This window comes from Mesorhizobium sp. M7A.F.Ca.US.006.01.1.1 (assembly GCF_003997935.1).
In the GTDB taxonomy this organism is placed as follows: domain Bacteria; phylum Pseudomonadota; class Alphaproteobacteria; order Rhizobiales; family Rhizobiaceae; genus Mesorhizobium.
In genome coordinates this window covers 1-10540 of record NZ_RZQL01000242.1, presented here as the reverse complement: position 1 = coordinate 10540, position 10540 = coordinate 1, and the positions used below count along the sequence as shown (strand labels likewise).

Annotated in this window: 12 protein-coding genes, 2 tRNA genes and 1 pseudogene; 10 read left to right on the top strand and 5 right to left on the bottom strand. The window is 62.4% G+C overall.

All coding sequences use genetic code 11. From position 1 onward, the window contains the following. Positions 1–154: 154 nt before the first annotated feature. The 3 genes from EN943_RS30060 to EN943_RS30050 all read left to right on the top strand — a co-directional run bounded on the left by EN943_RS30060 (position 155) and on the right by EN943_RS30050 (position 1837). A complete protein-coding gene (locus tag EN943_RS30060; RefSeq protein WP_013531393.1) occupies positions 155–373 on the top strand; it encodes a hypothetical protein in 219 nt (72 codons plus the stop codon). Between the two features lie 614 nt (positions 374–987). Continuing rightward, positions 988–1293 (top strand): BA14K family protein, encoded by a 306-nt coding sequence (locus tag EN943_RS30055; RefSeq protein WP_127415747.1) that lies wholly within the window; start codon positions 988–990, stop codon positions 1291–1293. A gap of 184 nt (positions 1294–1477) precedes the next feature. Next, complete coding sequence (locus tag EN943_RS30050; RefSeq protein WP_127415746.1) at positions 1478–1837, top strand: hypothetical protein; 360 nt, start codon at positions 1478–1480, stop codon at positions 1835–1837. Here the strand turns inward: EN943_RS30050 and bhcR are convergent, their stop codons facing one another. After that, a complete protein-coding gene (gene bhcR / locus EN943_RS30045) occupies positions 1838–2659 on the bottom strand; it encodes an HTH-type transcriptional regulator BhcR (protein WP_127415745.1) in 822 nt (273 codons plus the stop codon). A gap of 214 nt (positions 2660–2873) precedes the next feature. Between bhcR and gcl the strand changes: the two genes are divergently transcribed. The 3 genes and pseudogenes from gcl to EN943_RS30030 all read left to right on the top strand — a co-directional run. Then, positions 2874–4655 carry a glyoxylate carboligase gene (gene gcl / locus EN943_RS30040; RefSeq protein WP_127415744.1) on the top strand — a complete coding sequence of 594 codons (1782 nt, stop codon included), beginning with the start codon at positions 2874–2876 and terminating at the stop codon, positions 4653–4655. 26 nt (positions 4656–4681) lie between these two features. After that, a complete protein-coding gene (gene otnI, locus EN943_RS30035) occupies positions 4682–5479 on the top strand; it encodes a 2-oxo-tetronate isomerase (RefSeq protein ID WP_127415743.1) in 798 nt (265 codons plus the stop codon). A 153-nt stretch (positions 5480–5632) separates the two neighbouring features. Next, positions 5633–6556, top strand: a pseudogene (locus tag EN943_RS30030) (2-hydroxy-3-oxopropionate reductase); the annotation flags it as partial. Between the two features lie 109 nt (positions 6557–6665). Here EN943_RS30030 and rlmB read toward each other — a convergent pair. Beyond that, complete coding sequence (gene rlmB, locus EN943_RS30025) at positions 6666–7514, bottom strand: 23S rRNA (guanosine(2251)-2'-O)-methyltransferase RlmB (RefSeq protein ID WP_127415741.1); 849 nt, start codon at positions 7512–7514, stop codon at positions 6666–6668. Positions 7515–7712: 198 nt separating this feature from the next. Here rlmB and EN943_RS30020 point away from each other — a divergent pair. Together EN943_RS30020 and EN943_RS30015 are read left to right on the top strand one after the other, a co-directional pair. Next, positions 7713–7797, top strand: a tRNA-Tyr gene (locus EN943_RS30020). 89 nt (positions 7798–7886) lie between these two features. Beyond that, positions 7887–7960 (top strand) — tRNA-Gly (locus EN943_RS30015). A gap of 76 nt (positions 7961–8036) precedes the next feature. Here the strand turns inward: EN943_RS30015 and EN943_RS30010 are convergent. Next, a complete protein-coding gene (locus EN943_RS30010; protein ID WP_127415740.1) occupies positions 8037–8501 on the bottom strand; it encodes a YidB family protein in 465 nt (154 codons plus the stop codon). 131 nt (positions 8502–8632) lie between these two features. On the opposite strand from EN943_RS30010, the gene EN943_RS30005 reads away from it, so the two are divergent. Then, a complete protein-coding gene (locus EN943_RS30005) occupies positions 8633–8890 on the top strand; it encodes a GlsB/YeaQ/YmgE family stress response membrane protein (protein ID WP_013531402.1) in 258 nt (85 codons plus the stop codon). Positions 8891–8965: 75 nt separating this feature from the next. Here the strand turns inward: EN943_RS30005 and EN943_RS37795 are convergent, their stop codons facing one another. Together EN943_RS37795 and EN943_RS30000 are read right to left on the bottom strand one after the other, a co-directional pair. Then, complete coding sequence (locus EN943_RS37795; RefSeq protein ID WP_164778452.1) at positions 8966–9103, bottom strand: hypothetical protein; 138 nt, start codon at positions 9101–9103, stop codon at positions 8966–8968. A 114-nt stretch (positions 9104–9217) separates the two neighbouring features. Continuing rightward, entirely contained in the window at positions 9218–10105 is an 888-nt protein-coding gene (locus EN943_RS30000; protein ID WP_127415739.1) for a DMT family transporter, read from the bottom strand. A 312-nt stretch (positions 10106–10417) separates the two neighbouring features. Here EN943_RS30000 and EN943_RS29995 point away from each other — a divergent pair. Then, on the top strand, positions 10418–10540 hold a 123-nt coding region (locus tag EN943_RS29995; RefSeq protein ID WP_245476026.1), incomplete at its 3' end, for a GTP-binding protein.

Genomic DNA, 10540 nt, shown 5'->3' with positions numbered 1-10540 from the left:
GGGAATAGGGGAATAGGGGGTCTGCCTTCGCTACTCGCTTGGGCCAAAGGCGCCACAAAAAATCTCCTCAACCTTTCGAACCTTTTGCCGCGCCGCGCCGACTGATGGTGAGAGGCGAATGGGTCGCCTCGATCAAAAGATCCAGGAGATCATCATGTTCAAGCGCACTCTTACCTCAGGCCTCGTCGCCATCTTCGTTGCCACCGGCGCGCTCGCCGGCACTGTCGGCACGTCGTCAGCCCACGGCATGCACGGCCATCATCACCACCACCACAACCATCACAAGAAGCACTTCAAGAAGTTCTGGTGGAAGCACTACAACCACCACCACAATCATCACCACAGGCACGGCAGGGTGATCATTTTCCTTTGATGGAGGGACCCAATTCCCCAAAAGGGCGGCTTCGGCCGCCCTTTTTGCGTTCGGCACCTTGCGATGTAGGCGGGCAAGCTAGCGATCTCCCCCGCAAGCTACGGCATGCACACATTTCCAAACAACTGGTCTTTGGCGATAGGGTGCATGGCAGCCTCGCGCATGCATTGTCTTTTGCGGCGCTGGTCGACCTCCACTCCGTCTCGGCTTCGCCGAGCCACCTCTCCCCCGATCGACGGGGTAGAGGAAGGGCGCCAAGCTTTTGCTGGCAACACTCGTCCAGAAACGCTCCTTTCCTTTCCCTCCGGAGGGGGGAAAGGTGGCGCTGCGAAGCAGCGACGGATTGGGGGAACCGCGTGGTAATCAGGTCTCGGCCGATCAGTCACGCCAGCCGCAGAAGATATGTGCATAGCGTAGCGCCAGAGCGGGGGGAGATCAGCCGCATCAACGTCTTCGCCAAGCTCTCGCAAGGTCGCCGTCAGCATGACCTCGGTCCATCCGATTTCCCGGATCCCAGAAAAATCGAAAAAAGATTCGAACCTTTTTCTTGGCCGCGACGACAGATGATCAAGAGGCGGATGGATCGCCTCGGTCAACGAAGCAAGGAAATCGTCATGTTCAAGAACACACTCGTTTCCGGACTTATCGCCACCGCCGTCGCCGCCGCCACGCTGGCCGGCACCGTGCAGCCTTCGGCCGCTCACAGCCATCACCACAATCACGGCCTCGGCATCGGCATTGCGGCCGGCGTCGGCGGTTTTGTCCTCGGCAGCCTGCTCGCCCAGCCGCGCACCGTCTATGTCGACGAAGGCGGCAGCTCGTGGCATGTGCGCCGCTGCTACGATCGTTACGCCAGCTACGACGCGGACTCCGATACCTATCTCGGCCGCGACGGATACCGCCACTATTGCCGTCTTTAGAGGGGAGGACCGTTTCAGCAACAGAGGGGCCCATGCGAGCCCCTCTTCTGTTGTCTGGATTGTAGCGGTGCGTGCTCCATCGGCTCGATTCGCAGAACTGAAAGGATTGCCTGGGCGGCAAACCGGGCGGTGTACAGAGATTTTCCGAGCGTCTATGCTGACCGCGAAACGCGGGGAGAGACCTTTGGACGAGCAGGACCCCAGGGAAGACCTGGTCGAAACGGTTTTCCGCAACGGCACCGTCACCACCGTCGGCATCCTGCTGGCGTTTTCGCTGGGCTTCATCACCCATTGGGCCGCCAACCCGATCCCGTGGCAGACCTACCATCTTGCCGCCGTCCTGCCGATCCTGGCCGGCATTGCCTTGCAGATGCGGGCGCTCTCGCTGCTGCTCGACACGAAATGCCTGCAGCGGCGCATCTATGAACGTGCCAACCGCATCTTCATGGCCGGCCTGATATTCACCGCCTGCGGCGTCGGCATGGCCATCCTTCTCGATTTCTTTGATATCGCGACCAGGAGCGCGCTGCCGGGGGCAGGCTGATCAGCCGGCTCGCACGCCGCCGATCATCCGGGTCACCTCGGCCGCGGCATCGCGCACCAGCGGGCCGATCTCGGCAAGCCGCTCCGGCGTCACCCGCACGGTCGGTCCCGACACCGAGACGCCGCCGATCGGCTCGCCGAATTCGTTGAAGATGGCCGCGGCCACGCAGCGCATGCCGGGGTGCCGCTCCTCGTCGTCGACCGACCAGCCGCGCAGCTTTATTCTCGCCAAATCGTGGGCAAGCGCCGAAATGTCGGAGAGCGTCCTGTCGGTGAAGCGCTGCAGGCCGGCCTTGCGCAGGATGGTTCCGACGCGCTCCGGCTCGAGATGCGCCAGCACCGCCTTGCCGATGCCGGACGCATGGAAGGGACTGCGCGTGCCCGGCCGGAAGAAGGCGCGGATCGCCTGATGCGTTTCGACCTGGCTGACGAAGACCACGCAATCATCCTCGGCGACGCCGAGATTGGCGGTCTCGCCCGTTTTCTCCATCAACTCCTGCATGACGACACGGGCGCGGTCGACCAGCTTGCGGCGGCGCAGGAAGGCCGCGCCCATGCGGTAGGTCTCGACGCCGATCGACCACAGTTGGTCTGATGTGTCGAATTCGACCATGCCGTGGTTTTGCAGCGTCGTCAGCATGCGGTAGGCGGTGGAGGCGGCAAGGCCGCTTTGTGCCGATATCTCGCTCAGCGACAGGCCGCTGCCTTCTGCGACAATGGCCAGGATGCGCAGTGCCCTGTCGAGCGACTGCACCGAGCTGGCCTCCGAGGGCCCGTTGAAAGCACGCGGCCGGCCGCGCTGGCGTTTTTCGGTGGTTTCCATGGCGCCATTCTCGACCGATTTCGCCAAATGCACAATGAAAAAGTTTTTCACTGCGATCGTTAGCCGGATTCCTGGAAAACGGAAAACCCAATAGAATCAAAAAACTGACGCCGTTTTCTAGAAATGAAAAAATATTCTGAAAAAATTGAAAAATACCCGGCGTGCTGACATCCTTGGCCAGTCCAACAATGACAAACCCGTGGAGGGCTGGAAAATGGCCAGGATGCGCGCTGTCGATGCCGCGGTTCTCGTTCTCGAAAAGGAAGGCATTTCCTGCGCTTTCGGCGTGCCGGGCGCGGCGATCAATCCGTTCTATGCGGCGCTGAAGGCCAGGGGAACGATCCGCCATGTGCTAGCCCGTCACGTCGAGGGCGCCTCGCACATGGCGGAAGGTTTTACCCGCGCCAAGGCAGGCAATATCGGCCTGTGCATCGGCACATCGGGCCCGGCCGGCACCGATATGATCACCGGGCTTTATTCGGCGGCAGCGGATTCCATTCCGATCCTATGCATCACCGGCCAGGCGCCGCGCGCACGACTGAACAAGGAAGACTTCCAGGCCGTCGACATCTCAGCCATTGCCGCCCCGGTCGCCAAATGGGCGGTCACCGTCATGGAGCCCTATCTCGTCCCCATGGCGCTGCAGAAGGCGTTTCACCTGATGCGCTCGTCGCGGCCCGGCCCGGTGCTGATCGACCTGCCGGTCGATGTCCAACTGGCCGAAATCGAATTCGACATCGATGCCTATGAGCCGTTGACGCCGTTCAAGCCGGCGATGACGCGCGCCCAGGCCGAAAAGGCGTTGACCATGCTCAACGCGGCCGAAAAGCCGCTGATCGTCGCCGGCGGCGGCATCATCAACGCCGATGCGTCGGACCTGCTGATCGAATTCGCCGAGATTTCGGGCGTGCCGGTCATCCCGACCTTGATGGGCTGGGGCGCGATCCCCGACGACCATCGGCTGATGGCCGGCATGTGCGGGCTGCAGACCTCGCACCGCTATGGCAATGCGACGATGCTGGAAGCCGACTTCGTCTTCGGCATCGGCAACCGCTGGGCCAACCGCCACACCGGCTCCGTCGATGTTTATACAAAGGGCAAAAAATTCATCCATGTCGACATCGAGCCCACCCAAATCGGCCGTGTTTTCGCGCCGGATCTCGGCGTTGTTTCGGATGCAGGCGCCGCACTGAAGATGCTGCTTGACGTCGCCACTGAATGGAAGACATCAGGAAAACTGCGCGACTGGTCCGGCTGGGCGAAGGAATGCCAGGCCCGCAAGAAGACGATGAAGCGCAAGACGCACTTCGACCAGGTGCCGCTGAAGCCGCAGCGTGTCTACGAGGAGATGAACAAGGCGTTCGGCCGCGACGTCACCTATGTCACCACGATCGGCCTGTCGCAGATCGCCGGCGCGCAGTTCCTGCATGTCTACAAGCCGCGCAACTGGATCAATTGTGGCCAGGCCGGCCCGCTCGGCTGGACCTTGCCGGCAGCCCTTGGCGTTCGCGCCGCCGACCCGGACCGCACCATCGTGGCGCTGTCGGGCGACTATGATTTCCAGTTCATGATCGAGGAACTGGCGGTCGGCGCACAGCACAAATTGCCCTATCTGCATGTTGTCGTGAACAACGCCTATCTCGGCCTGATCCGCCAGGCGCAGCGCGGGTTTTCGATGGACTTCGAGGTCGACCTCGCCTTCGAGAACATCAACCGGGCAGGCGATCCCGAGGCCGGCTATGGCGTCGACCATGTTGCTGTCGCCGAGGCGATGGGCTGCAAGGCGGTCAGGGTGCGCAAGCCGGAAGAGTTCGCCGGTGCCTTCAAGGAGGCGCAGCGGCTGATGAAGGAGCACCGGGTTCCGGTCGTGCTCGAATTCATCCTCGAGCGCGTCACCAACATCTCCATGGGCACCGAGATCGACAAGATCACCGAATTCGAGGAGCTTGCCGAACATCAGGAAGATGCGCCGACGGCGATCGTCATGCTGGATTAGGCTTGGCGGAGAAAAGGAGAAAAGGAATGCCGCGTTTTTCAGCCAATCTTTCGATGCTCTTTGGCGAGCATGAGTTCCTCGACCGTTTCGACGCCGCCGCCCGCGCCGGCTTCAAGGGCGTCGAATATATCGGCCCCTATGACCATGCGCCCGATGTCGTCGCCGCCGGGTTGAAGAAGAACGGCCTGACCCAGGTGCTGTTCAACCTGCCGGCCGGCGACTGGGGCAAGGGCGAGCGCGGCATTGCCGTGCTGCCGGACCGCGTGCCGGAATTCCGCCAGGGCATCGCCAAGGCGATCACCTATGCGCAGGCGCTCGGCTGCCAGCAGGTCAATTGCCTGGCCGGCATCGCGCCCGTCGGCGCCGATCGCAAGGTGCTGGAGGATGTCTTTGCCGAAAACCTCGCCTTCGCGGCGGAAAAGCTGGAGCAGGCCGGCATCAGGCTGCTGATCGAGCCGATCAACACGCGCGATATTCCTGGCTTCTTCCTCAACTATTCGGACCAGGCCTTGGCGCTGATCGACCGTGTCGGCTCAAAGAATCTGTTCCTGCAATACGACATCTATCACATGCAGATCATGGAGGGGGATCTCGCCCGTACCATCGAGGCAAATCTCGACCGCATCGCGCATATCCAGCTTGCGGACAATCCCGGCCGTCACGAGCCGGGGACGGGCGAGATCAATTATCCGTTTCTGTACGAGCATATCGACCGCATCGGCTACTCCGGCTGGGTCGGGGCTGAGTACAAGCCGAAGGCCGGGACGGAGGCTGGGTTGGGGTGGTTTCGGGAATTGAGCGGGCAGGGTAGCGCTGCTGCTTAGCGGCCAAGGCCCCCTCATCCGGCCGCTGAGCGGCCACCTTCTCCCCGGTGGGGAGAAGAGACAGGCACCACCGTTGGCGACCTCTTCTCCCCACCGGGGAGAAGGTGGCCCGAAGGGCCGGATGAGGGGGCGTTTCACACAAGCTTCAGGAGAACCACAATGGAAACCATCGGCTTCATCGGCCTTGGCATCATGGGCGAACCGATGGCGGGGCATCTGCTGGACGCCGGCTATCATGTCATCGCCAGCGACCATCGGTCCAAGCCGCCCACCGATCTCATCGCCAAGGGGCTAAAGACCGTCACCGGCCACGCCGCGGTGGCCAAGGCCGCCGACATCATCATCCTGATGGTGCCGGACACGCCGCAGGTCGCCGATGTGCTGTTCGGCGAGAACGGCGTCGCGTCCGGCCTGACCAAGGGCAAGCTGGTCATCGACATGAGCTCGATCTCGCCGATCGAGACCAAGGCTTTTGCCAAGAAAATCAACTATCTGGGCTGCGACTATCTCGACGCGCCGGTCTCGGGCGGCGAGGTCGGCGCCAAGGCGGCGTCGCTGACCATCATGGTCGGCGGCGAGGAAAACCCGTTCGAGCGCGCCAAACCCGTGTTCGAGAAGATGGGCAAGAACATTACCCTGGTCGGGCCCAACGGCGTTGGCCAGACCACCAAGGTGGCCAACCAGATCGTCGTCGCGCTGACCATTGAAGCCGTCGCCGAAGCGCTTGTTTTTGCTTCGAAAGCCGGCGCCGATCCGGCCAAGGTCAGGCAGGCGCTGATGGGCGGGCTGGCGGCTTCGCGCATTCTGGAAGTGCATGGCGAGCGCATGGTCAAGCGCACCTTCGCGGCGGGTTTTCGGATCGAACTGCACCAGAAGGATCTGAACCTCGCGCTGGAGGGCGCGAAGGCGCTCGGCGTTTCCTTGCCCAACACCTCGACGACTCAGCAGCTGTTCAACGCCTGCGCCGCCAATGGCGGCGCCAAGGAGGATCATTCGGCTCTGGTCAGGGCGCTGGAGCGGATGGCCAATTTCGAGGTCGGCAGCGAGGCAGCCGGCACCCGGGGCAAAGCGGCATAGGTCAGGAGAGGGCGGCGCAACGTTCCCAAGCCGCCAACTCCTGGCCATCGAAGAACGGGTTCCGGCGTCTATGGCCGGAACCCGTTTCTCGTTTCGAGATGTTTTTGGCTTAGCTGCGCTTCAAAAATGTCCGCGCCACGTAAAGGCTGATCGCCGCGGCGTTCGATACGTTGAGCGAATGGATCGCGCCGGGCATGTCGAGCCGTGCCAGCGTCGTCACCGTCTCGCGGGTCTTCTGGCGCAGGCCCTTTCCTTCGGCGCCCAGCACCAGGGCGATCTTTTCTCCGGCAAAGCTCTTTTCGAGTTCCGCCGGCGCGTCCGAATCAAGCCCGATGGTGCGAAAGCCCGCCTCGTGCAGCTGGCCGAGCGCGTCGGCGAGGTTCTTCACCTCGATCTGGTCGATGTGCTCCAGCGCGCCGGAGGCGGATTTCGCCAGCACGCCCGATTCCTGCGGGCTGTGGCGGGCCGTGGTGATCAGCGCGCCGGCGCCGAAGGCGACCGCCGAGCGCAGGATGGCGCCGACATTGTGCGGGTCGGTGATCTGGTCGAGCACCAGCACCAGCTTCGCGTCACCAAGCGCATCGAGCCGCTTGGCTTTCAGCGGCTCGGCCTCGATCAGCACACCCTGATGCACGGCATCCGACCCGGTGATCTTGTCGATATCCCTGGGTTCGACCAGTTCCGTCTTGAAGGGCAGGGCGGCGAGATCGGCGATTTCCAGGCGCTCGGCCGCATTGCGCGTCACCAGCATCCTTCTGATCTTGCGGCGCGGATTGTCGAGTGCGGCGCGCACCGTGTGCAGGCCGTAGAGCCGCACCAGGCCGTCCGCGGCATTTTCGCCCGGCGGAACCGGCTGTCGGGGCCGGAACGCCGGCGCGCCGCCGCTTTTCTCGTCGCGATAGGCGCGGCGCAGCTTGGCGTAATGGGTGTCTTTGGGGGTGTTGGTTTTATCGCTCATGGCTGGCTTCTATAGCGGTGTCCTCCGGCCAAGGATATGGCCCGTCACTACAGCCGGCGAACAGAAACGAAAAACCGGGGTTGCGCGGTTGACACCCAATGGGCTTGCCGCCATAAGGCGCTGCGCTGGTTTCGGAGAACACATAACTCGGGTCCGGATCGGCGTGAATGCCTCGTTGCATGGCTCCGGCGGCAGACTGGAGAGGTGCCCGAGTGGTTAAAGGGGACGGACTGTAAATCCGTTAGCTTAGCTTACGTTGGTTCGAATCCAACCCTCTCCACCACTGCCGGCCCGGAAGCCCTGAAACGCGACAAGAATCGGACCGAAAAGTGCATGGCGCTTTTCGGATGAATCCGGTACTTCAGGAACGGCGCGGGTATAGCTCAGTGGTAGAGCAGCAGCCTTCCAAGCTGAATATGCGGGTTCGATTCCCGCTACCCGCTCCAGACACTCATCCCATCCCCGGCAAGCCGAAACACTGCGCACGAGGCGCAGCGCTCCAATTGTCGTGGCTGCGCCGCGTCAGCTGTTGAACGCGGATGCGACCTGGTGCTGCTGCGGCACCTGGCCGTTCGGCGTCAGCTTGTCGACGATGCCGGGCAGGGCGGTGGACAGTTGCTTGAGCAGTTCCTGCTCGTCCAGTCCGGTCCGTTGCGCGATCTCGCGAATGATCTGCGGTCCGATCGCGGCGCCAAGATCGTTGGCGTTGATCGACTGGTTCTGGCCGGTGCCGACCCAGGAGTCCGCGGTGTTGCCGTGTCCGGCATCCCGGAGCTTGTCGAGCAGTCCGCCCAGGCCGCCGAGCAGGCCACCGTCGGCGGATGTGGTTTCCGTCGGCACGGGGGCGGTCGGAGCGGGCGCGGGAGACTGCTCCGGCTCTTCGGCACTTCTGCCGCTCAGCATCTTGCCGACCAGCAATGCGCCGAGCGCGATCATCAGGGGTTTGGTGATGTTGCCGCCGGGAACGGCATTGTCAAAAAGTCCCATTGTGGATCCTCCATAGCGACCAAGGCCCGACCCCTCCTCAACAATGAAGCATTCGGGCGGAATTTCAAGCTGGCTTGAGGTTTTGACAATCCTATGAAAATGTTCAGCTGGCGAGGGGATGGAGAGGAAAAATGGGTATCATCAGCTGGATCATTCTCGGCGTGGTCGCCGGTTTCATAGGCAGCAAGATCGTCAACAAGACCGGCCAGGGTGTCATCATGGATATCGTGCTTGGAATCGTCGGCGCCATTGTCGGCGGTCTGATCTTCAGTGCCTTCGGTGCGTCAGGCGTCACCGGTCTCAACATCTACAGCCTGATCGTGGCCGTCATCGGGGCGGTGGTCGTTCTGTGGGCCTACCATCAGTTCAGCGCAAGGCGGACGCTTTAGGCGCCTGCGGATCGTCTGAGGTTTCGAGTTTCTGAAGGCAGGACCGGCTTCAGGCCTGTACGTGCAGCGGCTCGTCTATGGCATCAACACTGCATCGGCGGCGACGAAAAAGATCAGCGTTCCGGCGATGAACACCGCCCAGCCGACAAGCGACTTGCGGATGGCGGCCTTGTGCTCGGCGTCGGAACTCTTGTTCTGGTCAAAATCGGTCACGGGGAACTCCCTTGGCTGATTGATCATGTCGTCGTCGGTCGAACGTTGCTTCGCCGATTAGACGATCTTTTTCGGCCCGGCAACGCCTCGTGAGCACCTGCCTGGGTGCCGAGGTTACGCGACCACGGCCAGCCGGCGCTGACGCTGATCCAGCGAGACGATGGTCAGCCCGCTGCCGACAACCAGCAGGATGCCGCAGATGGCCAGCGCGTTTGGGAACTGCCCGAACACCAGCAGGCCCGAAATGACCGCCCAGACGGTGAAGCAATAGTAGAACGGCGCCACGGCACTGGTCGGTCCGATGCGATAGGCCATGAAGATGAAGAAATGGCCGAAGATCAGGAAAAATCCAGCCCCCGCCATCAGCAGCAGGTGATGTGCCCCGGGCATGACCCAGCGCTCTGAAACCAGATGTGCGGCGCCGGCGCCGATCAGCACCACCACGACGGCGGAAATCGCCACGATCATCCCCGGCACCTCGGCCGAGACCCGCCGGCCGGCAAGGTCGCGCGCCGCCGCAAATGTGGCATTGCCGAGCGCCAGCAAGGCGTAGACCGAAATGCCTTGCATGCTCGGCTGCGCCACCATCAGCGCTCCGACGAAGCCGAGCCCGATCAGCGCCATGCGCCGGCCGCCGATCCGCTCGCCAAACAGGATCGAGGAGCCGACCAGCATCAAGAGCGGCGTGATCTGTCCGAGCGCGGTGGAATCGGCGATCTGCATGTTGGCGAGTGCGACGACATAGCAAAGGATCGCCGCCAGTTCGAGCATGTTACGGCTCAGGACGCGCTTGTCGAAGATCAGCGGGATCTGCTTGCCGTAGCCCAGCGCGAACAGCAGCGGGAAGCCCCAGAGTGCTGCCGCGGCACCCCGCAGAAACAGCACTTCGTAGGACGGCAGGCCAGCCGTCGCGAGCTTCATCATCGTGTCGTTGACGAGATACGACCCCGTCGAGACGATCATGAACAGCGGGCCGCGGATAGAGGCAGGGATGAAATGCATCCGGCCACAAGATCAGAGGCGGGTGGCGGCGGCAATGGTCCATGGCCGGGCCATGATTCAGACAGGGCCGGGCAAGCACGCCAGCGCTTTCGCGGCCTCGATCGGTCGGCCCGCTACCCCTTCATTTTGCCCGGAGCCTTCCTATATCAGCGTCATATCCCCGCAATCGGATCGATGGTTCGGACTGAGTGAGACGGCACCCGGCCAAAAGACGCTTGTGTTTTTTGGCCTTTGTCGCTAATCGCCCCGCATTCGACTGAACTGAAGGTCTTCGACCGAACTGAAGATCCGGGCCGTCCAAGGAAAGAGACAATGGCAAAAGGTAAATTCGAGCGTAACAAGCCTCACGTGAACATCGGCACGATTGGCCACGTCGACCATGGCAAGACGTCGCTGACGGCGGCGATCACCAAGTATTTTGGCGAATACAAGCGC